At 65.5% G+C, this 22,127-nt stretch carries 18 protein-coding genes and 1 pseudogene; 11 read left to right on the top strand and 8 right to left on the bottom strand.

Translation table 11 applies throughout. The features are described from left to right. On the top strand, nucleotides 1-231 hold a 231-nt coding region (locus V8324_RS08710), incomplete at its 5' end, for an integrase core domain-containing protein (RefSeq protein WP_336419543.1). 102 nt (nucleotides 232-333) lie between these two features. On the opposite strand, the gene V8324_RS08705 is transcribed toward V8324_RS08710, so the two are convergent. The 5 genes from V8324_RS08705 to V8324_RS08685 all read right to left on the bottom strand — a co-directional run bounded on the left by V8324_RS08705 (nucleotide 334) and on the right by V8324_RS08685 (nucleotide 5,052). Then, entirely contained in the window at nucleotides 334-492 is a 159-nt protein-coding gene (locus V8324_RS08705; RefSeq protein WP_336419542.1) for a hypothetical protein, read from the bottom strand. A gap of 15 nt (nucleotides 493-507) precedes the next feature. Next, a complete protein-coding gene (locus V8324_RS08700) occupies nucleotides 508-1,851 on the bottom strand; it encodes an amidase (protein ID WP_336419541.1) in 1,344 nt (447 codons plus the stop codon). After that, entirely contained in the window at nucleotides 1,844-3,262 is a 1,419-nt protein-coding gene (locus tag V8324_RS08695) for a TRAP transporter large permease (protein WP_336419540.1), read from the bottom strand. Before V8324_RS08695 ends, V8324_RS08700 begins: the two co-directional genes overlap by 8 nt. Further along, nucleotides 3,259-3,843, bottom strand: a complete 585-nt coding sequence (locus tag V8324_RS08690; RefSeq protein WP_336419539.1) for a TRAP transporter small permease subunit — start codon at nucleotides 3,841-3,843, stop codon at nucleotides 3,259-3,261. The genes V8324_RS08695 and V8324_RS08690 overlap by 4 nt, the downstream gene beginning before the upstream one ends. Before the next feature lie 78 nt (nucleotides 3,844-3,921). Beyond that, on the bottom strand, nucleotides 3,922-5,052 hold the full coding sequence (locus tag V8324_RS08685; RefSeq protein WP_336419538.1) for a TRAP transporter substrate-binding protein: 1,131 nt from the start codon (nucleotides 5,050-5,052) through the stop codon (nucleotides 3,922-3,924). Between the two features lie 336 nt (nucleotides 5,053-5,388). Between V8324_RS08685 and V8324_RS08680 the strand changes: the two genes are divergently transcribed. From V8324_RS08680 to V8324_RS08635, 10 genes are all read left to right on the top strand, one after another. After that, nucleotides 5,389-5,616 (top strand): hypothetical protein, encoded by a 228-nt coding sequence (locus V8324_RS08680; RefSeq protein WP_336419537.1) that lies wholly within the window; start codon nucleotides 5,389-5,391, stop codon nucleotides 5,614-5,616. A gap of 101 nt (nucleotides 5,617-5,717) precedes the next feature. Next, nucleotides 5,718-9,383: a bifunctional proline dehydrogenase/L-glutamate gamma-semialdehyde dehydrogenase PutA gene (gene putA, locus V8324_RS08675; RefSeq protein ID WP_336419536.1), complete on the top strand. Its 3,666-nt coding sequence runs from the start codon at nucleotides 5,718-5,720 to the stop codon at nucleotides 9,381-9,383. 100 nt (nucleotides 9,384-9,483) lie between these two features. Continuing rightward, nucleotides 9,484-11,013, top strand: a complete 1,530-nt coding sequence (gene nhaC, locus V8324_RS08670; RefSeq protein ID WP_336419535.1) for a Na+/H+ antiporter NhaC — start codon at nucleotides 9,484-9,486, stop codon at nucleotides 11,011-11,013. A gap of 274 nt (nucleotides 11,014-11,287) precedes the next feature. Next, a complete protein-coding gene (locus tag V8324_RS08665) occupies nucleotides 11,288-12,403 on the top strand; it encodes a transporter substrate-binding protein (RefSeq protein WP_336419534.1) in 1,116 nt (371 codons plus the stop codon). Continuing rightward, complete coding sequence (locus V8324_RS08660) at nucleotides 12,400-12,990, top strand: transcriptional antiterminator (RefSeq protein WP_336419533.1); 591 nt, start codon at nucleotides 12,400-12,402, stop codon at nucleotides 12,988-12,990. The genes V8324_RS08665 and V8324_RS08660 overlap by 4 nt, the downstream gene beginning before the upstream one ends. After that, nucleotides 12,987-13,883 (top strand): ABC transporter permease, encoded by an 897-nt coding sequence (locus V8324_RS08655; RefSeq protein WP_336419532.1) that lies wholly within the window; start codon nucleotides 12,987-12,989, stop codon nucleotides 13,881-13,883. Before V8324_RS08660 ends, V8324_RS08655 begins: the two co-directional genes overlap by 4 nt. Further along, nucleotides 13,880-14,800, top strand: coding sequence for an ABC transporter permease (locus V8324_RS08650; RefSeq protein WP_336419531.1), 921 nt, complete (start codon nucleotides 13,880-13,882; stop codon nucleotides 14,798-14,800). Before V8324_RS08655 ends, V8324_RS08650 begins: the two co-directional genes overlap by 4 nt. Nucleotides 14,801-14,823: 23 nt before the next feature. Next, a complete protein-coding gene (locus V8324_RS08645) occupies nucleotides 14,824-16,443 on the top strand; it encodes an ABC transporter substrate-binding protein (RefSeq protein WP_442970494.1) in 1,620 nt (539 codons plus the stop codon). Between the two features lie 4 nt (nucleotides 16,444-16,447). Continuing rightward, nucleotides 16,448-17,389, top strand: a complete 942-nt coding sequence (locus tag V8324_RS08640; protein ID WP_336419530.1) for an acetamidase/formamidase family protein — start codon at nucleotides 16,448-16,450, stop codon at nucleotides 17,387-17,389. After that, the gene (locus V8324_RS08635; protein ID WP_442970493.1) at nucleotides 17,386-19,155 is read left to right on the top strand and encodes an ABC transporter ATP-binding protein; all 1,770 of its coding nucleotides are present in this window, start codon (nucleotides 17,386-17,388) and stop codon (nucleotides 19,153-19,155) included. The genes V8324_RS08640 and V8324_RS08635 overlap by 4 nt, the downstream gene beginning before the upstream one ends. 207 nt (nucleotides 19,156-19,362) lie before the next feature. On the opposite strand, the pseudogene V8324_RS08630 reads toward V8324_RS08635, so the two are convergent. The 3 genes and pseudogenes from V8324_RS08630 to V8324_RS08620 form a co-directional block, all read right to left on the bottom strand. Next, nucleotides 19,363-19,590, bottom strand: a pseudogene (locus V8324_RS08630) (gamma-glutamyltransferase); the annotation flags it as partial. 395 nt (nucleotides 19,591-19,985) lie between these two features. Continuing rightward, on the bottom strand, nucleotides 19,986-21,050 hold the full coding sequence (locus V8324_RS08625; protein WP_336419528.1) for a DMT family transporter: 1,065 nt from the start codon (nucleotides 21,048-21,050) through the stop codon (nucleotides 19,986-19,988). A 274-nt stretch (nucleotides 21,051-21,324) separates the two neighbouring features. After that, nucleotides 21,325-22,026 (bottom strand): Crp/Fnr family transcriptional regulator, encoded by a 702-nt coding sequence (locus tag V8324_RS08620; protein WP_336419527.1) that lies wholly within the window; start codon nucleotides 22,024-22,026, stop codon nucleotides 21,325-21,327. Nucleotides 22,027-22,127 lie beyond the last annotated feature (101 nt).

The raw sequence follows: 22,127 nt of genomic DNA, 5'->3' as shown, positions 1-22,127 counted from the left end.
ATGGTCGAGCGCTTCAATGGCCGCATCGAAGACGTCCTGCAGAGCCATCGCTTCCGGTCAGGCGAAGACCTGGAGCAGACAATCCTGCGCTACGTTCACCTCTACAACAGCCAGCTGCCGCGATCAGTGCTGAAGGGCCGGACGCCAATCGACGCCCTCAAGGACTGGCAGCGACAGAAGCCAGAGCTCTTCAGGAAGCGCGTCTACAATCACGCGGGATATGACAGCTAAGTTTGGCCAGTAACGCGCCCCGGCATCGACTTCCCTTCAAAAAATTGCACATGCTCGTTCCATGTTGACCGGGGTCTCGCGTTGCACCGCTCGGGCCGCCGATCAATTCTTGTTCTTGCTGGACGTCCAGAAGTCGTACGCCGCCAGTGCGGCGGTGAGGAGTACCACCACGAGCAGATCCGTCTCTTCAATCTCGCTGACGAGAATATAGAGAAACCCCGACAGAACCGCGAAAGCGAAAAGCGCCAGTATCCTGTTCATCATATCGTCCTTTCGTCAGGTCTCGGCCCCGATCAGCCATGATCGAAGCCAATGCGCGTTGCGCAGCAGGCGGGCATCGTTCTCGCGCGCGGCGACCATCTGCACGCCCATCGGCAGCCCGTTCTCGGCGGTGAAGGCGGGAATCGTCACCGTCGGCACCCCGGTCAGGGTCCAGAGCCCGTTGAAGATCGAATCGCCGGTGAAGTCCAGACCCTCGGGGGCCGGGCCGGTCGCGGCGGGGCAAAGGACCGCGTCACAGCGGTCGAACAGTTCCGTCAGCCCGGCATAGAGCACCTTCGGCCAGTCCAGCGCCGCGAGGTAGTCGCGCGCAAGCACCGCGTTGCCCTTTTCCAGCGCCTCGCGCGTGCGGGGGCCAAGCGTCTCGATCTGCTTGGAGTAGCGGTAGTAATAGCGCGCCATCTCCGCGAGGTTGATGCGTTCGCGGATCTCCGCCGCCTCGGCGAAGGCCGCCGGCAGCGGCACCTCGAACACTTGATCGCCAAGCGCCTCGTAAAGCTCGTCGAAGGCGGCGTGCAGTTGCGGATCGGCATCGTCCCAGCCGGGGGGCTTCACGAAGGCGAAGACCGGCTTGATGGGCGGTTTCGAGGTCGCGATCTCCAGCAGCTTTGGCGTCGGCCGCGGTGCCGTGGCGGCATCATCCGCGTCGTGGCCGTAAAGCACCTGCGCCAGCAGCGCCGCGTCGGCCGGGGTACGTGCGAACACTCCCAGCGTGTCGAGCGTCGGCGACTGCATCAGAACGCCGGTGCGGGGAATCGCCCCGAAGCTGGGCTTGTAGCCGGTGACACCGCAATAGGATGCCGGCCGGATGACCGACCCGCCGGTCTGCGTGCCCACGGCCAGCGGCACCATCCCGTCGGCCACTGCCGCCGCCGAGCCCGAGGACGACCCGCCGGGGCTGTGTCCGGCATTGTGCGGGTTGCGCGTCGCCCCGGCCTGCATGAAGGCAAGCTCGGTGGTGACCGTCTTGCCCATGATGATCGCACCCGCCGCCTTCAGCCGGTCGACGACGGCCGCATCCCGGATCGGCACCCGGCCGCGATCCAGTGCGCACCCGTTTTCGGTCGGGATCTGGGCGGTGTCGATGATGTCCTTCAGTGCCACGGGCAGCCCATGCAGCGGCCCGATGGCGCGCCCGGCCTGTCGATGGCTGTCCAGTGCTCGTGCCTGCTGGCGCGCGAAATCGGCATCGAACCAGGCCCAGGCCTGCACCTCGGGCTCGCGGGCCTCGATCCGGGCGATCGAGGCCTCGACAAGCTCCAGCGCGCCGATCGCGCCGTTTGCCAGGCGGTCGCGCAGCGTGCAGGCGTCCAGCGTCAGTAGGTCCACGGGATCACCCATAGAACAGGTCCGGCAGGTAGAAGACGATCTGCGGATAGATATACATCAGCGCCATAGAGACCAGAACGCAGAACAGGAACGGCAGCACGCCCGAGAATATCTGCGTCAGCCGGATTTCCGGCGGCGCGATGCCCTTTAGGTAATAGGCCGACATCGCCATCGGTGGCGTCAGGAAGCTGGTCTGCAGATTTAGCGCCACGAGGATGCCGAAGAACAGCGGATCGACGTCGAAGAACTGCAGCAGCGGCAGGAAGATCGGCACGAAGATGATGATGATCTCGGACCATTCCAGCGGCCAGCCCAGAAGGAAGATGATCAGCTGCGCCAGAAGCAGGAACATCAGCGGCGTCAGGTTCAGGCCCTGCACGAATTCCGAGATCACGTGCTCGCCCCCGAGATACGAGAACACCGCCGAGAAGACGTAGGACCCCACGAAAAGCCAGCAGACCATCGCCGTCGTGCGCACCGTCAGGTAGACACTTTCGCGCATTCGCTGCCATGTCATCGCGCGGTAGACGAAGGCGAGGAAGATGCCGCCAAGCGCCCCGATCGAGGCGGCCTCGGTCGGTGTCGCCAGCCCGAAGAGGATTGAGCCCAGAACCGCGAGGATGAGAAACGCGAGCGGCACGAAGGAGGTCAGGATCATCACGACCAGCTTGAGTATCGGAACGTCCGGCACCTCTTCCTTGGTAGGCTTGGGCGCCGCGTTGGGCTGGATGATCGCCCGCCCGACGACATAGACGAGATAAAGCCCGACCAGCACCAGACCGGGCAGCAGCGCCGCTGCGTAGAGCCGCACGATCGACACGTTCGACGCCGCGGCATAGACGATCAGCATGATCGAAGGCGGGATCAGGATGCCCAACGTGCCACCCGCGCAGATGATGCCACTTGCGAAGGACGGGTCGTAACGCGCCTTGAGCATGGCGGGCAGGGCCAGAAGGCCCATCAGCGTGACGACAGCGCCGACGATCCCGGTGGCGGTGGCGAACAGCGCGCAGGTGATCAGCGCCGCGACACCCATCGAGCCGGGCATGTTCTTGGCGGCGACATTGAGCGTGGAAAACAACTTGTCCACGATGTTGGAGCGTTCGACGATGTAGCCCATGAAAAGGAACAGCGGCACGGCTGTCAGAACCTCGTTCGACATAACCGTGAAGGTCTGGTTCACGAACAGGTCGAATATTCTGTTGTTGAAGAACCCCTCGAACCAGAGGCTCCATTGCTCCCAAGTGCTCGCCAGTTCTTCTTCGAGGCGGTTGAACTCGCGCCACATCCGGCGCTCTTCGTAATAGGCGTAATAGCCAAAACCGATCCCCATGGCCATCAGCGTGAAGGCGATCGGAAAGCCGAGGAACACGAAAACGATGAACAGCCCCAGCATCGTGAGGGCGATTTGCGGGTCTGTCATGGATGCGCGTCCTTTTCGGCCTGGCTGGCCTTTTTCATCAGCAGGTCTTCGGTCTCGAAGACGTCCTCGTCGGCGGCAAGCCACTCGTTGTTGCGCATCGCGAGAATGCAGCGGCAGACCTGCGCCAGTCCCTGTATGAAAAGCAGTATTCCCGCAGCGACGATCACCATCTTGAACTGGTAGATCGGCACGCCCGCGGGGCTGTTGACCGACACCTCGCCATAGGACCACGACCGCGAGGCGTATTTCCACCCCGCAAGAATCAGCGCGGTCACGCCCGGAAAGAAGAACAGGATGTAGAGGACGAGGTCGATCTTTGCCTGGTTGCGCGGCTGCCACAGACGGTAGAGGAAATCGCCGCGCACGTGCCCGCCGCGCGAGAGCGTATAGGCCCCGCCCATCATGAAGAGCGAGCCGTACATGATCCAGGACACGTCAAGCGCCCACGCCGTCGGTGCGTTGAACAGATAGCGCGACACGACCTCGTAGCCGGTCCCCACCGCCATCAGGACAATCAGCCAGGCAAATGCCTTGCCGAACCACGCCGACAGGCTGTCGGCGAACCGTATGAACCCTATCACGCGAAGCCTCCATCAGTTGAAAATCGGCCCCGGCGAGTGCTGCGCCGGGGCCTTTTCGCAGCCGGTCATCGACCGTGATTACATGTTCAGCTTGCCGGGGAAGTAGTGGTTGAAGGCAAGCGTGTAATCCGGCGCGTTCATCAGCTCGTAGTAGGTGACCTGTTCGACCCATGCACGCTGGCTGTCGAGGGTCTTCTTCATGAACGGATCCTGCTCGAGCTCGGGGATCAGCTTGTCCCAGGCCTCGAGCTGCGCGGCGAGGATGTTCTCGGAGGTGCGGTGCACGGTGACGCCGGCCTCGTTCTGCAGCCATTGCAGGTCCGCCGAATAGCGGCGCATCGCCTTGGCGGTGTTGGCGGTCGAGGCCGCCTCGACGCCGTATTTCAGGATCGCGCGCAAATCGGGGTCGAGATCCTCCATGGTGAAGCGCGAGAACAGGAATTCGAAGCTTTCCGACGCCTGGTGATACGAGGACAGGTAGTAGTTTTTCGCCACGTCATGCGCGCCGAAATCGCGGTCCGAGGACGGGTTGTTGAACTCGAACGCGTCGATCACGCCGCGCTCCATCGCCGGGACGATCTCGCCGCCGGGAAGCTGCGCCACGGACATGCCCATGGACTGCATCAGGTCCGCCGCAAGGCCGACGGTGCGGTACTTGTATCCTTCCAGGTCCTCGGCGGTGTTGACCTCTTCCTTGAACCAGCCGAATGGCTGCGCGAACATCGGGAACCCGAGATAGCCATCGACATCCATCCCGAGGATGTCTTGCGTCAGCTCGTCATACAGCGCCTTGCCGCCGCCCTCGTAGAACCAGCTGAGCATCGTGGTGGCCGAACCGCCGAAGACCGGACCCGTGCCGAAAAGCGATGCCGCCTTGTTCTTGCCGTACCAGTAGACCGGCACCGAATGCGCCGCGTCGAGCACACCGTCATTGACGGCGTCGAGCACCTGGAACGCCGCCACGACGGCGCCCGCGGGCAATACGTCGATCCGCAGACGCCCGCCCGACATTTCCTCGACCCGGTTGGCGTAATCCTGCGCGAATTCCTGCCAGATGTTACCGGCGCCCCAGGATGTCTGCATCCGCAGGACAATCGGCGCCTGGGCCAGCACGGCGGGCGCCGCGAGCGAGCTTGCAGCGGCGACCGGTGCACCGAGGGCCGCCTTGCTCAGGAACGAACGGCGGTTGAACTTCGAATTCTGTGTCATGGTTTCCTCCCTTGACGTCACATTTTTCGATCGCTTGCGATCACCACGCGGTTGCTGGAAATGCCTCCGCGCACGATGCGATCTGTGCGATCTGCCTTGCCCCGTGCATTGCAGCCTAACGTCTTGCTTCCGAAGCGCAACCGTTTTTGGCAACATGAAATTTCCTGATGATCGACATGCCGTGACGAGTGCGCGGCCCCGCCTCGCCTGCGTCCCGTCGCCCTCGTGCGCTTTTAGAAAGACCCGCGAGGCGTGATATGCGGCACCGATGCGACCCCGACGCGACTTTTTAGCGCCCAGTCCAGCCCGCCGGTCACATGCGCCGGGCATTGACACATGACGAAACTTGGCCAGACTAGCGGGATGAATCGATCGGGAATTGCAGAAATGCTTGCTTTGAACGGTCTGCGCGTGCCTGTCATGCGCGCCGTGATCGCCGGATGGGTTCGGGCATGGGCGGGCGCTTTGCGTCATGCCGAAAGCACTGCGCCCGGGCTGAACCTGCCGCAGGCCCGCGATACCTCAACCCGGATGAAGTTCGAACAGCCCCGTGTTCTCGGTTGACGTTGGGGCGGAAATGACGTCGCGCCGTCGTATCTCGGCGCCGACGACACGCCCGGCGTTTCCCGGATCCAAGCAACAAGACGCCAGTCAGGAGGATTGACATGAATATCACCCGAACGAAGGACGGCGCAGCTGAAAACCCGCTTCGCACCAATATCCGCGACCATTACTGGAAGGACGAGGCCGAGGTGATCCGCATCCTGTCGGAGCGTATCGGCCTTTCCGAGCCCGACCGCAAGAAGGTCGCCGCCATGGGCGCGCAATATGTCGAACGCGTGCGCCGCGAGACCTCGCCCTCGATGATGGAGGCGTTCCTCGCGGAATACGGCCTGTCGACCGAGGAAGGTGTGGGCCTGATGTGCCTTGCCGAGGCGCTGTTGCGGGTGCCCGATGCCGAGACCATCGACGACCTGATCGAAGACAAGATCGCGCCGTCGAACTGGGGCGCGCATCTTGGGCATTCCTCGTCGTCGCTGGTCAATGCCTCGACCTGGGCCCTGATGCTGACGGGCCGGGTTCTGGACGATGACCCCAAAGGCCCGGCGCGGGCCCTGCGCGGTCTGGTCAAACGCCTGGGCGAGCCGGTGGTGCGCACCGCGGTGGGCCAGTCGATGCGGATCCTCGGGCGGCAGTTCGTGCTGGGCCAGACCATCGACGAAGGCATGAAGAACGCCCGCGAGCTGGAAAAGAAGGGCTACACCTATTCCTACGACATGCTGGGCGAGGCAGCGCGCACCGACGAGGACGCGCAGCGCTATCATGCCGCCTATGCCAAGGCGATCGCGTCGATCGCCAAGCAGGCCAAGGGCGACGTACGCTCGAGCCCCGGCATCTCGGTGAAGCTGTCGGCACTGCATCCGCGCTACGAATACACGCACTGCGAAACGGTGATGGAGGAACTGCTGCCGCGCGCGAAAGAGTTAGTGCGGCAGGCGGCGAAGGCCAATATCGGCTTCAACATCGATGCCGAGGAACAGGACCGGCTCGACCTGTCGCTCGACGTGATCGAGGCGATGCTGTCGGATCCAGCGCTGGAAGGCTGGGACGGGTTCGGCGTCGTGGTGCAGGCCTACGGGCGGCGCGCGGGCCCGGTGATCGAGACGCTTTACGACATGGCCGAGCGGCTGGACCGCAAGATCATGGTGCGGCTGGTCAAGGGCGCCTACTGGGACACCGAGATCAAGCTGGCCCAGGAAATGGGCGTCAAGCGCTTCCCGGTCTTCACCCGCAAGATCAACACCGACCTCAGCTACATGGCCTGCGCCAAGATGCTGATGGATCGGCGCGACCGGATCTACCCGCAATTCGCCACGCATAACGCGCATACCTGCGCCGCGGTGATCGAGATGGCCGGCAACGACAAGGACAGTTTCGAGTTCCAGCGTCTGCACGGCATGGGCGAATCGTTGCATGGCATCGTCAAGGGATCCGAAGGGACGCGCTGCCGCATCTACGCGCCAGTGGGCGCGCATCGCGACCTGCTGGCCTATCTGGTACGGCGGCTGCTGGAGAACGGCGCGAACTCGTCCTTCGTCAACCAGATCGTCGACGAATCGATCCCGCCTTCGGACATCTCCCGCGATCCGGTGCAGCAGGTCGAGGCGCTCGGCGACGAGATCGCCAATCCCACGATCTCCCGCCCCGAAGAGCTGTTCGCGCCCGAGCGTCCGAACTCCAAGGGGTACCGCGTCAACGAGCCGGCTTCGATCCTGCCGCTTCTGGCGGCGCGCGAGGATTTCGCCGACACCACGTGGACCGCGGGCCCGATGATCGCCCGCAACCCCAAGCCCAAGGGCGCGGGACGCGAGGTGCATTCGCCCGCCGACGGGGCGCGCGTGATCGGCACCGTGCACGACGCCACGAAGGACGAGGTGTCGACCGCGCTCGACGCCGCCGAAGGCGGGTTCAAGGACTGGTCGGCGCGCCCCGTGTCAGAGCGCGCGGATATCCTCCGCAAGGTCGCCTATCTTTACGAGGACAACATCGCTGAACTGACGGCGATCGCCACGCGCGAGGCCGGCAAGACCCTGCTCGACGGGATTGCCGAGGTGCGCGAGGCGGTCGATTTCCTGCGCTTCTACGCCGTCGAGGCCGAGCGTCTGGATGCCGAAGAGCCGGGAACCCCACGCGGTGTCTTCGTCTGCATCAGCCCGTGGAACTTCCCGCTGGCGATCTTCACCGGCCAGATCGCCGCCGCGCTTGCCGCCGGCAACGCGGTACTGGCCAAGCCGGCCGAGCAGACGCCGCTGATCGCCGCGCGCGCGGTGACGCTGATGCGCGAGGCGGGGTTGCCCGAGGCGACGCTGCAACTGCTGCCCGGTGACGGGCCCAACGTCGGCGGGCCGCTGACCAGTGATCCGCGCATCGCGGGCGTGTGCTTCACCGGCTCGACGCAGGTCGCGCAGATCATCAACAAGGCGCTGTCGCAGAATGCCGGCCCGGACGCGGTACTGATCGCCGAGACCGGCGGGCTGAACGCGATGATCGTGGATTCGACCGCGCTGACCGAACAGGCGGTGCGCGACATCCTGATCGCCTCGTTCCAGTCGGCGGGCCAGCGCTGTTCGGCGCTGCGCATGCTGTACGTGCAGGAAGAGGCGCGCGACCGGCTGCTGCACATGCTTTACGGTGCTATGGACGCGCTGGTCGTCGGCGACCCGTGGCGCACGGATGTCGACGTCTCGCCGGTGATCGACGGCGACGCGCAGAAGGAAATCTCGGACTATGTCGCGGCGCACGAGAAAAAGCAGAAGGTGCCCAAGAAACTGGCGGTGCCCGACGGCGGCACCTTCACCTCGCCGGCTGTGGTCGAAGTCAAGGGCATCGCCGATCTCGAGCGCGAGATCTTCGGGCCGGTGCTGCATGTCGCCACCTTCAAGGCGCGCGACATCGACAAGGTCGTCGACCAGATCAACGCCCGCGAATACGGGCTGACCTTCGGGCTACACACGCGGATCGACGATCGCGTGCAGCAGATCGTCGACCGCATCAAGGTCGGCAACACGTACGTCAACCGCAACCAGATCGGCGCCATCGTGGGCAGCCAGCCCTTCGGCGGCGAGGGGCTGTCGGGGACCGGGCCCAAGGCCGGCGGTCCGCTGTACCTCACGCGGTTCCGCCGCACCGCCAAGCCCGAGCAGCACGCAGCCCCCAAGGCCGACGCGGTCAAGCCCGATGCGCTGAAAAAGGCGATAGGCAAGATCGATGCGCGCAACTGGGCGGCGCGGCCCGAACGCGTGTCGGCCCTGCGCGGGGCCCTGAGCGGGTCCAAGGGCGTGATCCGCAAGGCGCTGTCGGAAACCGCGGGCTTCGACATGTCGCCGCAGACGCTTCCCGGCCCCACGGGCGAAAGCAACCGCCTGCGGATGTACCCCAAGGGGACGGTGCTGTGTCTGGGTCCGACGGCCGAGATCGCCACGGCGCAGGCCGTGCAGGCGCTCGCCGCCGGGTGCGGCGTGGTGATGGTCGTGCCGGGCGCAGAGGCCGCCGCGCAGAAACTTCAGGCAGCCGGGGCGCCGGTCGTGGCCCTCGAGGGCACGGTCGAGGCCGAGACACTGAAGACCGTGTCGGGGATCGCGGTGGTCTGCGCCGCCGGCGCGTCGGACTGGACGCACGGGCTGCGCGTGGCACTGGCGCAGCGCGACGGCGCGATCCTGCCGCTGGTGACGGAAACCGTGGCGCCCGAGCGTTTCGTGCTCGAACGGCACCTCTGCATCGACACCACCGCGGCGGGCGGCAACGCGAGCCTGCTTGCCACCGCATCGTGACCGGGTGCCCGGCCGGCATCGACCGGCCGGGTCCCGACCCGCGCGCTGTCTCCGGCACGGGGCGCAAATGACGTAAGAACCACCAACAGAGGAGACGACAATGGCAAAAGACGACATCGTCCCGCCAAGGGCCCCGACACTCGGGATCGCTCTCACCCCGGTGATCCTGACGCTGCTGCTTCTGGGGCTGCAGCTGTTTTATTTCGACGATTTCACGCCGCATATTCCGCTGGCCATCGGCCTCGCGATCACCGGCGTCGTCGGTCTCTATCTCGGGCATAGCTGGCCCAGCATGGAGAACGGCGTGTTTCGCGTCATCAACGTGTCGCTGCCCTCGGTCTCGGTCCTGATCGTCGTGGGCATGATCATCGGCGTGTGGATCGCGAGCGGCACGGTGCCGACGCTGATCTATTACGGGCTGATCATCCTGTCGCCGCAGATCTTCCTCGCCGCGGCGATGATCATGTGCGCCGTGGTGTCGCTGTCACTGGGCACCTCCTGGGGCACGATCGGCACGATCGGCCTTGCGCTGATGGGCATCGGCGCGGGCTTCGACGTGCCGATGTACTGGACGGCGGGCGCGGTCGTGTCCGGCGCGTTCTTCGGCGACAAGATCTCGCCGCTGTCGGACACCACCAACCTGGCCCCCGCCGTCACCGCCACCAACCTCTTCGATCACATCCGCAACATGATGCCCACCACTGTGCCCGCCATGCTGATCGCATTGGCGATCTATGTGTGGGCCGGGTACAACATGGTCGATGGCGGCGGGGCCTCGTTCGAAAGCATCAACGCGATCACGTCGACGCTCAACGACAACTTCATGATCTCGCCCTGGCTGCTGGTGCCCGCGCTGCTGGTCATCGCGCTCGCCGTGATGAAGAAGCCGCCGATCCCGTCGCTTTTCGCTGGTGTCATCGTCGGCGGCCTGATGGCCATCATCGCACAGGGCGCGACGTTGCACGACGTGTTCGGCTTCGCCAATAGCGGCTATTCCATCGAGACCGGCGTCGCGGAAATCGACAGCCTGCTCAACCGCGGCGGCGTCCAGTCGATGATGTGGACGATCTCGCTGATCCTGATCGCGCTCGGCTTTGGTGGCGCACTGGAACGCACGGGCTGCCTGCAGACCATCATCGAGGCGATCCTGTCCAAGGTGCATTCCTTCGCCGGCGTCCAGACCTCGGCCATCGGCACCTCCATGGCCACCAACCTCGTCGCGGGCGATCCGTACCTGTCGATCGCGCTGCCGGGGCGGATGTATTCGCCGGTCTATCGCGGCATGGGCTACTCGACGCTCAACCTCAGCCGGGCCGTGGAAGAGGGTGGCACGCTGATGTCGCCGCTCATTCCGTGGAACGCGGGCGGGGCCTTCGTGATCAGCGCGCTCGGGCTCGGCATCGCCGGGGGCAATCTCGAGAACCTGCTCTACATCCCGCTGGCCTTCGCCTGCTGGATGGCGCCGGTGATCGGCATTCTCTACGCGTGGACGGGTATGTTCTCGCCCCGCGCCTCGGAGGCAGAGCTTCAGGATTGGCGCGACAACGACCGCCAAGTCACCGATCTCAGCCAGTACGGCTATGACGATCCGCTTGACGGTGTCCGCGCCGGGCCGGTGCCCGCAGAGTAACGCAGCTCAATGCCAACGTATCGCCGCGTCCCCTGCAAAAGGGGGCGCGGTTTCTCGTTGCCGGGGCCGGGCTCTTGCACCGTCCCGTTGCTCGCCTTCTTGCACAATTTACCGGCACCGGCATTGCGCCCCCACGCTTGATTTCACGGCCGTGCTGGACATGCCGCGAAAGATGACGCAAGTTACTTGCACATCGGCTGGAAAAGCCAAAGGCAATCGCGCCCCGTTCTCCTCGATCCGAGGCAACGGGGCTTTTTTATGGGAACGCCACATCGTGACACTGCGTCTGGGTCTCATATTCTCGACGACGGGCAGCTACGCCGCACTCGGGCAAAGCGCAATGGCCGGGGCCCTCGGGGCGATAGAGACGCTGCACCGGCGCGGCGCGCCGCAGATCATGCCTGTGATCGCCGATCCCCGCGGCGACATGGTCGCCTACGAGTGCATGACCCGAGAGATGCTCGAAAGCGGGGTGAGGCATATCGTCGGCGCGATCACCTCGTGGAGCCGAAAGGAAATGATCCCGCTACTGGAACGCCATGGCGGGCTTCTGTGGTATCCCTGCCCCTACGAGGGGTTCGAAAGCAACGATCACGTCGTCTACCTGGGGGCGTCGCCCAACCATCACGTCGTGCCGGTGACCGACTGGATCGCGACGCAGGGCATGCGGCGCGCCTTTCTCATCGGCTCCAATTATGTCTGGGGGTGGGAGACATTGCGGCTGGCCCGGGACGGTCTGACCGCCCGCGGGATCGAGGTGGTGGGAGAGCGTCACGTGCCGCTCGGGGCGCCGACGCCCGCGCATATCCTCGACGAGATCCGCGACGCGGCACCGGATTGCGTCATCGACAGCCTTATCGGGCCGTCGAACACCAGCTTTCTTCAGGGGCTGGCCGCCCACCCGGACCGGCCACCGATCCAAGTGCTGAGCTTCAACCAGAGCGAGGCGGATCTCGCAGAAATCGGGCCGGCGGCCAACGGACTGGTATCCGCGGGCAGCTTCTTCGAGGCGAATGCCGGCGACACGCTGTGCGACGCGGCCCGGCGTCACGCGCCGAACGGGCGCGTGTCGTCGTTCTTTGCGACCTCCTTTGCGGCGGTCGAGATCCTCTCCGCCGCCGTCCGCGCCGCCGGGACAGATGATCCGGCGACGGTGTTCCGCGCGGCAGCGGCCACACCCGCGGTCACCGCCATGGGGATCATGCCTATCGACCCGGTTCTGCGCCACGCAAAGCTGACACCGCGGCTGGCGATCGCCAAGGACGGCCGGTTCGACATCGTCAACAGCGCCGCACACCCCGTCGCCGCCGACCCTTATATGACCGCGCAATCCGCGGGCCGGCAACGCCCCGCCCCCGGTCCGCACCGCAAGTTGAGGGTCGTCAAATGACACCCGTGCCCGTACACAATTTCTCGGGCCAGACCGCGCTTGTCCTGCACCTGTCGCCGGAAATCGGCCAGCGTATCAAGGATCGCTGCGACAGGCTGGGCGTGCGCGCCCTGATCCTGACCGACGATCTGGAAACGGAGGCGGCGCGCGGCGCCAACACCCTGATCCTCGATATCGACACCGGCGATGACAGGCTGCTGCCCTGGCCGCGCGCCGCGGCGCCCATGCCGCTGATCGGGCTGATCGGGTCGGAAAGCCCCGGGCGACTGGCCTGGGCGCTGGCGCAGGAGGTGGACGCGTTCATCCCCGTGTCGGGCTTGGGCAACCTCTTTTCGGCGATGGTGATCGCCCATGCGACCTTTGCGCAAAAGGCCGAGCGCAGGGCCCGCGAGGCGGATGAGGCACGCCGCGGCAGTGGTCGGCTCGACGTGGTCCGCGCCGTGCTGGCGCTGATGGAGGGCGGGCGCGACGAGGCGCTGGCCCTCAAGCAATTGCGCACGATGGCGATGGTCGAGCGGATCAGCATAGAGGAGGCCGCGTCCCGTCTGCTGAGCGAGCGCCACCGCGCCGGGGGACGCACAGGATGAGCGACGCGGGGATCGCACCGCCACGGGCGCGCGGCCGGCTCCGGATCGTGTTGACCGAGCTTTTGCAGCGCCCGCGCGCCGCGTTCGGGCTGGCGGTGATCACGGTGATGGTGCTTGCCGCGGTGTTCGCGCCGTGGATCATGCCGCACGACCCGTTCGAGCAGAGCTTCGACGGGCTGGACCTGATGGGCGGGCCGCTTCCGCCGGGGGGTGACTACCTGCTGGGCACCGACCTTCTGGGGCGCGATCTGGCCTCGCGCCTGATCCTTGGCACGCGCACCTCGCTGATCATCGGGGTGGTGGCGAACGGCATCGCGGTGATCCTCGGGGCGGGCGTCGGCATCGCGGCGGGGTATTTCGGCGGCTGGACGGCGGCGGTGCTGATGCGCTTCACCGACCTGATGATGGCGTTTCCCGCGCTGTTGCTGGCCATCGTGCTGGCAGCGATCTTTCAGCCCAGCCTGATGATCGTCGCGCTGGTGATCGCCATGGTCAACTGGGTGCAGATGAGCCGCGTGATCTACACCGAAACTCGCAGCCTTGCCGAGCGTGAATTCATCCTCGTGCAGCGCGCGATCGGCGCCTCGCCGTTCCGCATCCTCGGCAAGCACCTTCTGCCGCATCTGCTGTCGTCGATCATCGTATTCGGCACGCTGGGGATTTCGACGACCGTGCTGCTGGAGGCGACGCTGAGTTTTCTCGGCGTCGGCGTGCAGCCGCCGATGCCAAGCTGGGGCAACATCATCTTCGAGAACCAGACCTACTTCTCAACCGCGCCGTGGCTGGTCTTCATTCCCGGTCTGCTGATCGTCCTGCTGGCGCTGGCCTTCAATCTGGTGGGCGATGCGCTGCGCGACATTCTCGATCCCACGCTGAAAGGCCGTCACGGATGAGCGCCTACCTCGTACGACGTCTGATCGAAAGCGCGCTGATCCTGCTGGGCATCACCTTCGTGACCTTCGTTCTGCTCTACCTTGTGCCCGCCGATCCCGCACGCCAGATCGCGGGACGCGCGGCCACTGCCGAGACGGTCGCCAACATCCGCGACCAGCTGGGGCTGAACGATCCGCTATTCGTGCAGTATTTCCGGTACTTGGGAAACCTTCTGCAGGGCGACATGGGCCGGTCCTACCTGCAACGCGCCGAGGTGTCCGAACTGATCGCCGCGCGCCTGCCTGCAAGCCTTTTGCTGATGGTGTCGGCGATCATCACCGAACTGGTTCTCGGGCTGACCATCGGCGTGGTCGCGGCGCTACGCCGCAACAAACCCGCCGACCATTCCCTGATGATCTTCAGCTTCGTGTCGATCTCGGCTCCGCAATTCGTGATCGGAATCCTGCTGCTTTACGTCTTCGCGGTGCAGCTCGGCTGGCTGCCGATCGGCGGCTACGGCACCTTCGCGCATCTGATCCTGCCATCGATCACGCTGGGGTTCCTCGGGGCGGGCTGGTACAGCCGGATGATGCGCTCGTCCATGATCGACGTGCTCGAGCAGGATTTCGTGCGCACAGCCCGCGCCAAGGGCCTGTCGCGCCTGCATATCATCACCCGCCATGTCATGCCCAACGCGATCCTGCCGATCATCGCCATGATCGGGATCGATATCGGCCTGTTCATGTCAGGCATCGTCGTCGTCGAAAGTGTGTTCGGATGGCCGGGGATCGGCCAGCTTGCCTGGCAGGCCATCCAGCGCGTCGACATCCCCGTGATCATGGGCGTGACCATGGTCTCGGCCACGGCCATCGTGCTTGGCAATCTGATTGCCGATCTGGTGGCCCCGCTGATCGATCCCCGCATCAAGACAAAATGAAACCGACAGAGGAGAGAAGACCCATGAAAAATGCATTGATGGCAGGCGTCGCCGGACTGGCGCTCGCCGCGGGCGGCGCGCTTGCCCAGGTGGACGAGGACGCGCCGCAGGGCGGCGAAATGGTCGTGACCTATCAGGACGATGTCGCCACGCTCGATCCCGCGATCGGCTATGACTGGCAGAACTGGTCGATGATCAAGTCGCTGTTCGACGGGCTGATGGGCTACGAGCCCGGCACCACGACCCTGCGCAACGAGCTGGCCGCCAGCCACGAGATTTCCGACGATGGCACCGTCCATACCTTCGTGCTGAAGGACGGCATCATGTTCCACAACGGGCGCGAGATCACCGCCGAGGACGTGAAATACTCGCTTGAGCGCGTGACGGACCCGACGACGCGCAGCCCCGGGGCGGGCTTTTTCGGCATGATCGCGGGGTTCGACACGTGGAACGCCGGCGAGGGTGACGGGCTGAGCGGCATCGAGGTGTTGGACGACAAGACCGTGCGCATCACGCTGTCGCGGCCCGACGCGACCTTCACCCATGTCATGGCGCTCAACTTCGCGTCGATCGTGCCGCGCGAGGCGGTCGAAGCCTCGGGCGAGGATTTCGGGCGCGAGCCGGTGGGCTCGGGCGCTTTCCGCATGACCGAATGGACACCGGGCCAGCAGCTCGTGTTCGAGCGCTTCGAGGACTATCACCGCGCCGGCGTGCCCAAGCTGGACCGCGTCACATTCGACATCGGCCTCGACCCCACGGTCGCCCTGCTGCGGCTGCAGAACGGCGCGGCGGATGTGCCCGGCGACGGCATCCCGCCGGCGCAGTTCCTGCAGGTGGTCAACGACGCGGCCTACGAGGATCAGATCGTCGAGGGCGGCCAGCTTCAGACCGGCTATATCACGATGAACACGCAGATGGCCCCGTTCGACAACGTCGATGTGCGCAAGGCGGTCAACATGGCGGTCAACAAGGACCGGATCGTCCAGATGATCAACAACCGCGCGGTTCCGGCGAACCAGCCGCTGCCGCCGACCATGCCGGGCTACGCCGAAGACTACGAGGGCTACGACTACGACCCCGACGCGGCCCGGCAGATGCTGGCCAAGGCGGGTTTCCCAGACGGCTTCACCACCGAGCTTTACGTGATGAACGTGGATCCGAACCCGCGCATCGCGCAGGCGATCCAGCAGGACCTGAGCGAAATCGGTGTCACCGCCGAGATCCGCAGCCTCGCGCAGGCCAATGTCATCGCCGCCGGCGGCGAACAGGATCAGGCGCCCATGATCTGGTCGGGCGGCATGGCCTGGATCGCCGACTTCCCGGATCCCTCGAACTTCTACGGCCCCATTCTGGGCTGCGCCGGCGCAACACCCGGTGGCTGGAACTGGGCATGGTATTGCAACGAGGATCTGGACCAGCGCGCCGCCGACGCGGATGCGATGGTCGGCGACCCCGCCGCGCGGGAAGAGGCGTGGCGCCAAATCTATCTCGACATCATGGAGGACGCGCCCTGGGTTCCGGTGTTCAACGAGCAGCGCTTCACGCTCCACTCGACCAATGTCGCCGGCGATGACAGCCTGTTCGTGGACCCGGTGCACATCCCGGTGAACTACGACTACATCCATGCCGCCGAGGCGGAGTGACCTCATGTGCAAGGCGTACGATTACACCATCCACGGCCACCATCACCAAGGGTGGGATCATTCGATCCCGCCAGTGCGGACGGTCGAACCGGGCAGTCGGGTGCATTTCCAATGCCTCGACAGTTCCGCTGGCCAACTGACGCACGACAGCACCGTCGCCGATGTCGCGGCGATGGATTTCGGCAAGATCAACCCTGTCACCGGCCCCGTCTATATCGACGGGGCGGAACCGGGCGACGTACTGAAGATCACGCTGGAGCAGTTCCACCCGTCCGGCTTCGGCTGGACGGCTAATATCCCCGGTTTCGGGTTGTTGGCCGACCAGTTCGGGGATCCGCATCTGAAGGTGTGGGAGTATGATCCGGACACGCTGGCGCCGGCGCTTTTCTCGGACATCGCCAGAGTGCCGCTGAAACCGTTCGCGGGCACGATCGGGCTGGCCCCGGCCGAGCCGGGGCTGCATTCCGTCGTGCCGCCGCGGCGGATGGGCGGCAATCTCGACATCCGGGATCTGGCCGTCGGATCGGTGCTCTACCTGCCGGTCGAGGTCGCGGGGGCGCTGTACTCTGTGGGTGACACCCATGCGGCGCAGGGCGACGGCGAGGTGTGCGGCACCGCAATCGAAAGCCCGATGGATGTCGAGATCACGCTCGACCTGATCAAGCAGGAACGGCTGGATTTCCCGCGCTTCTCGACGCCGGGGCCGGTGACCCGGCACCTCGACGCCAAGGGCTACGAGGCCACGACCGGGATCGGGCCGGACATGATGGAGGGCGCCAGAAACGCGGTCTCCGGCATGATCGATCTGCTGGGCAAGCAGCACGGCCTGTCCCCCGAGGACGCCTACCTGTTGTGCTCGGTCGCCGGCGATCTGCGTATCTCGGAGATCGTGGACATGCCCAACTGGGTGGTGTCCTTCTATTTCCCGCGCGTCGTCTTCGAATGAGGCCGGAGCTTGAAAACGGGCGGGGCGACTCCGTGCGCCCCGTTCTTACGGTGCGCGATCTGACCGTTCAGGTGGCGACCGGCGACGGTGGCAAGACCGTTCTCGATCATCTATCCTTCGACCTGCATCCCGGCGAGACACTGGCGCTGGCCGGTGAAAGCGGCTCGGGCAAATCGATGACCGCGCTGGCGATCATGGGGCTTCTTCCGCGACCCATGGCGCGGATCACCGACGGATCGATCCGGCTGGGCGACACCGATCTCGCGGGCCTGAGCGACCGGCGCTACCGCAAGGTCCGCGCGCGCCGGATCTCGATGATCTTCCAGGAGCCCATGACCTCGCTCAACCCGCTGATGACCATCGAGCGGCAGCTTTGCGAGGTGCTGCTGGAACATGGCATGTGCAAGCGCGGCGAGGCGCCGGCGCGGGCGCTGAAACTGCTGCGTGATCTGCGCCTGACCGATCCCGAACGGCGCCTGAAACAATACCCGCAAGAGCTGTCGGGTGGCATGCGTCAGCGCGTGATGATCGCCATCGCGCTGGCCTGCGAGCCCGAGATCCTGATTGCCGACGAGCCGACGACGGCGCTCGATGTCACCGTGCAGGCCGAGATCCTCGACCTGATCCGCTTGATGCAAAAGGAACACGGCACCGCGGTGCTCATGATCACCCACGACATGGGCGTTGTGGCCGAGATGGCCGACCGGGTCATCATCATGCGCGAGGGCAAGCCTGAAGAGTGCGCCTCGGTCGGAGACATCTTCAGCGCGCCGCAATCGGCCTATGCGCGGCAATTGCTGGCGGCGGTGCCGCGGCTCGGCCATGCCCCCGACCGACCCGTGAAGGCCAGCGCGCAAAGGCTCGTGGAGGTCGACGATCTCAGCGTCCGATTCGACGTGACCGGCGGCATCTTCAACCGGACCGTTGCGCGGCTGCACGCCGTGGAGGGCGTGTCGTTCAGAATTCGCGCCGGAGAGACCCTCGCGCTCGTGGGCGGGTCCGGTTCCGGCAAGTCGACCATCGGCAAGGCGCTGCTGGACCTTGTGCCCTGGGACGGATCGGTGCGGATCGACGGCCAGCAGACCCGCGGGCTGTCGCGCCATGCCATGCGCCCGGTGCTGCGTGACATCCAGATGGTGTTTCAAGATCCCGGCGCGTCGCTCGATTCGCGCATGACGGTGGGCGAGCAGGTGGTGGAGCCGCTGCAGGTGCACGGTCTTGCCAGCGGATCCGAGCTGAGCGATCGGGCCGAGTTCCTCTTTCGACGTGTCGGGCTGTCGGCCGACATGCTGTCACGCTACCCGCACGAGTTTTCCGGCGGCCAGCGTCAGCGGGTCTGTATCGCGCGCGCCCTCAGCCTTTCGCCCAAGGTGATCGTCGCCGATGAAAGCGTCTCGGCCCTCGACGTGTCGGTCCAGGCTCAGGTCCTTGATCTTCTGCAGGAGTTGCAGGACGAGGACGGCCTTGCATATCTTTTCATCAGCCATGACATGGCCGTGATCGATCAGGTGGCCGACCGGGTCATGGTGCTACGGCTGGGTCAGGTCATGGAAGAGGGCCCGCGCGATGCCGTGCTGCACCACCCTCAACACCACTACACCCGCAGGCTACTATCGGCTGTACCGGTGCCGGATCCATCACGCCAACGTCCCATGCTGCCGCCGGTACCCGATGGACCAAGCCCGGTGCTTGCGCTTGGCGAGAGCATCCGGCGCGTGCGACTTGAAACCGTCACAGGCAGCCACCGCGTCGCGACGAGGGCCTGATGTCGCCCGCGCGCGGCGCGTCCGCGGCGGTCTGCACGTCCTGGCCCCGAACCGCGTGCGCAGCGTCATCTGCAGATGGCGCCCACGGCCCTGCGCCTGCATCGGCCCGACCATGACCCCGACGCTCATCAGCGGCGCGCCGGACCCGAAATCGGTGGCCGCGTGGGCGCGGATCTCGGTCGCGCGGCAGGCGAGGTAGCCCGCGTCGAGCAGGTCCGCCGGCGTGATCTCGGTCATCGCCGGGCTGTCGGCGACATAGGCGTCCATATTCCGAAAGGCGATCTTGGTGGCATCGATCCGGTAATGCAGCGCCATCGGGTCGTCGGGTCCGACATCGCGCAGCGGTGTGTGGCGCAGGATGCCCAGAGCCATCAGCGCGGCGATCCCCTGCCCGTTCGGCGGGATCTCGTGCAGCACGAAATCGTCGAACTGCATCGCCAGCGTGCCGCACCTTTCGGGCCGGTGCCGGGGACGGTCACGCTGTCCCATCCGCGGAGCGGCAACGAGGAGGCGCCCGCGAACCGCTCGGGTGTCCACGCCATCGGCGCTGCCCCGAGGCATTGAGGCCGTGCAACTCGCGCCTATCCCGCAGGATGCAGATCGCGTCCATTCCCGGCCCGTAGCCCGTTAGCTCGAGAACGGGCGAACGCCGCGAGGCTTGTACGGGATCGTGGCGCATCTGCATTGGGATGTCGCCGTCTGGGGGGATGAGGGGGGAGTGAGTAACGCAGGCTTGCCCAGGGCCATCAGGGCCGTCCAGCCGGCACGCGGCATCGGCGCGGGTCAGGGAGACCCCCGCGCCGATGCCGGCCCTGCCACCCCGTGCGGGGTCAGGGCTGCCGCGCCGCCACGGGGCCGGGCCGGGCGGCGATCCACGAGATCCAGATCCGGATGACGCGAAGGTTGGCGGGCTCGCTCTTGCGGCTGATGAAGATGGCAAGCACGATCAGCGCGCCACCGGGCAGGAATCCCGGGCCGGCGGTCTCGCCCAGCAGGGCCATGGCGATCAGGATCGCCGCCAGTGGCGAGAACGAGGTGGCCAGCGAGAGCATGTCCGAGCGGGCGTATTTCAGCGCCATGTTCCAGGTCACCTGCGCCAGCACGATGACGATCCCCGCATAAAGCCAGATCCATGTCCAGAGCACCGGCGAGAAGATGTCGCGGAAGGCCTCGGGGCCGACGATCATGCAGACCAGTCCGAAATACATCGCCGCCCCCATGATCGTGCGCCCGACAGAGAAGATGCCGATCGGGATGTCGCGCAGGCTGGTGCGGGTCACCAGCGTCGAGGCGATATAGGCCAGTGTCGCGGCGACCGCGGCCCATTCGCCGGTGCCGAGCGCACCAAGGCCGCCCCCGTCGCGCAGGCCGATCATCACGATCGCCCCCGACAGCGCGACAAGGCCGGCCGCCAGTGCTCGCCGGGTGAAATATTCGCCGAGGAAGATCCACGCCGCGAGCAGGAAGAGCGGCGGCTCGATCCGGGTGATCAGCACGATATTGGTGACGCTAGTATTGGCCAGCGCGTAGAAGAACAGCCCCGGGGTGACGGCCGACGACAACAGCGCCGACAGCGTCAGCAGGCCCCAGTGCCGCAGCGTCAAGCCGCGGACATTCGCCCGGGTCAGGTCGCGGCGGAACATGACGCCCATCGGGACGATCGACAGCAGCGATCCCAGAAGCAGCAGGTTCACATAGGTGATCGCATTGCGCCCGCTTTCGACGGGCGCGGCCTCACCGATCGAGACCAGCAGCGACACGATGGAATTCGACGAGGCGTAGATGATCACCGCCGTCCAGGCGCAGATCACGCCGATATGCGCGGTCGACAGGGCGGCGAACCGCGCGATCAGGGGCCGGAATACTGTGGAATTGATGGTTGCCGCGATACTCATGGATCTTCCCTGCTTCACTCGCCGGGATGGTCCTTGCGAACCGGACCACCCCGCATCTCGTTCGGAAGTCAGAGCGCCGTATCGGGCTGCCGCGACCGGAACACCTTTGCTTGGTGCTCACTGGACACACGCACCCTCGTCGGGAAAGTTTCGCTGCGTGCCGTTCGGTGACGCGGTCAGACGACCTAGTGTCTGTTTCCGAGGCGTCCGGGCAATGAGCCCGTCTGCCTGACCCCACATTGGGCCGGGGCCGGGTCTGCCGCTGTGAACGGGTTCACGTATCGGAGTGATTCTTGAAAATATCCGCAGGGCGCTGGATATGGATAATTCCCTGCTCAAGGCTGATCTTTTCTTGATCCTGCAATGATTTCAGTTGCTTGTTCACCGCTTCGCGGGTGACGCCAAGCATTTCGGCCAGCGCCGTCTGCGAAAATTTCCGCCCCAGCACGAGCACGTCCTCCTGCAGGGATCCGTGCTGCAGCCCCAGTTCCGCGAGTTTTTGCAGCAACCGCACCTGCAGGGTCTCGAAGGCGAAATTCTGCAGGGTCGTGTTTGATTGCCGCAGCCGGTGCGACAGAAAGCGGATGAGATGCGCGGCCAGCGCCGGCTCTTCGGCCAGCAGGGCAAGGATCGTGTCCGAGCCGAGATGCAGCAGGCTGCTATCCTCGAGCGCGCTGATCGTGGCCGATCTCGGATCGGGGCCGACCAGCGTCATTTCCCCCAGCGGTGCGCCGCGTTCGGGTACCGACAGGGTCAGGGCATGCCCGTCCTCGTCGGTTATGCTGACCGTCACCATCCCCGAACAGAGCACGTAAAGCCCGTTCGACGGATCGTCCTGGCGAAAAAGTACCTTGCCACGCGGCAGCAGGACACCCTTGGCGCGCGCCGCCACGCGGGCGATCACGTCCTCATCCAGCCCCTCGAAAAGGGGGCAGACCCGCAGATAGCGTTTCCTCTGCTGCTCGGGGATGTCCATCGCGCTCCTCGGGGTCGTGCGGGCCCTGCGCCAGAAAACAACGGACCGTGTGGTGATGCAAGTTTATTGCAGATCGGGGCCGCACGGTGAAGACATCGGTC

The organism is Roseovarius sp. D22-M7 (assembly GCF_037083785.1).
GTDB lineage: Bacteria > Pseudomonadota > Alphaproteobacteria > Rhodobacterales > Rhodobacteraceae > Roseovarius.
This window is presented reverse-complemented; position numbering and strand designations above follow the sequence as displayed.

What these genes read in the sequence shown, in the direction of transcription:
- V8324_RS08705 (WP_336419542.1), bottom strand. Translation starts at nt 492, where the DNA reads ATGAACAGGATACTGGCGCTTTTCGCTTTCGCGGTTCTGTCGGGGTTT.
- V8324_RS08700 (WP_336419541.1), bottom strand. Translation starts at nt 1,851, where the DNA reads ATGGGTGATCCCGTGGACCTACTGACGCTGGACGCCTGCACGCTGCGC.
- V8324_RS08695 (WP_336419540.1), bottom strand. Translation starts at nt 3,262, where the DNA reads ATGACAGACCCGCAAATCGCCCTCACGATGCTGGGGCTGTTCATCGTT.
- V8324_RS08685 (WP_336419538.1), bottom strand. Translation starts at nt 5,052, where the DNA reads ATGACACAGAATTCGAAGTTCAACCGCCGTTCGTTCCTGAGCAAGGCG.
- V8324_RS08680 (WP_336419537.1), top strand. Translation starts at nt 5,389, where the DNA reads ATGACGAAACTTGGCCAGACTAGCGGGATGAATCGATCGGGAATTGCA.
- putA (WP_336419536.1), top strand. Translation starts at nt 5,718, where the DNA reads ATGAATATCACCCGAACGAAGGACGGCGCAGCTGAAAACCCGCTTCGC.
- nhaC (WP_336419535.1), top strand. Translation starts at nt 9,484, where the DNA reads ATGGCAAAAGACGACATCGTCCCGCCAAGGGCCCCGACACTCGGGATC.
- V8324_RS08660 (WP_336419533.1), top strand. Translation starts at nt 12,400, where the DNA reads ATGACACCCGTGCCCGTACACAATTTCTCGGGCCAGACCGCGCTTGTC.
- V8324_RS08655 (WP_336419532.1), top strand. Translation starts at nt 12,987, where the DNA reads ATGAGCGACGCGGGGATCGCACCGCCACGGGCGCGCGGCCGGCTCCGG.
- V8324_RS08650 (WP_336419531.1), top strand. Translation starts at nt 13,880, where the DNA reads ATGAGCGCCTACCTCGTACGACGTCTGATCGAAAGCGCGCTGATCCTG.
- V8324_RS08645 (WP_442970494.1), top strand. Translation starts at nt 14,824, where the DNA reads ATGAAAAATGCATTGATGGCAGGCGTCGCCGGACTGGCGCTCGCCGCG.
- V8324_RS08640 (WP_336419530.1), top strand. Translation starts at nt 16,448, where the DNA reads ATGTGCAAGGCGTACGATTACACCATCCACGGCCACCATCACCAAGGG.
- V8324_RS08635 (WP_442970493.1), top strand. Translation starts at nt 17,386, where the DNA reads ATGAGGCCGGAGCTTGAAAACGGGCGGGGCGACTCCGTGCGCCCCGTT.
- V8324_RS08625 (WP_336419528.1), bottom strand. Translation starts at nt 21,050, where the DNA reads ATGAGTATCGCGGCAACCATCAATTCCACAGTATTCCGGCCCCTGATC.
- V8324_RS08620 (WP_336419527.1), bottom strand. Translation starts at nt 22,026, where the DNA reads ATGGACATCCCCGAGCAGCAGAGGAAACGCTATCTGCGGGTCTGCCCC.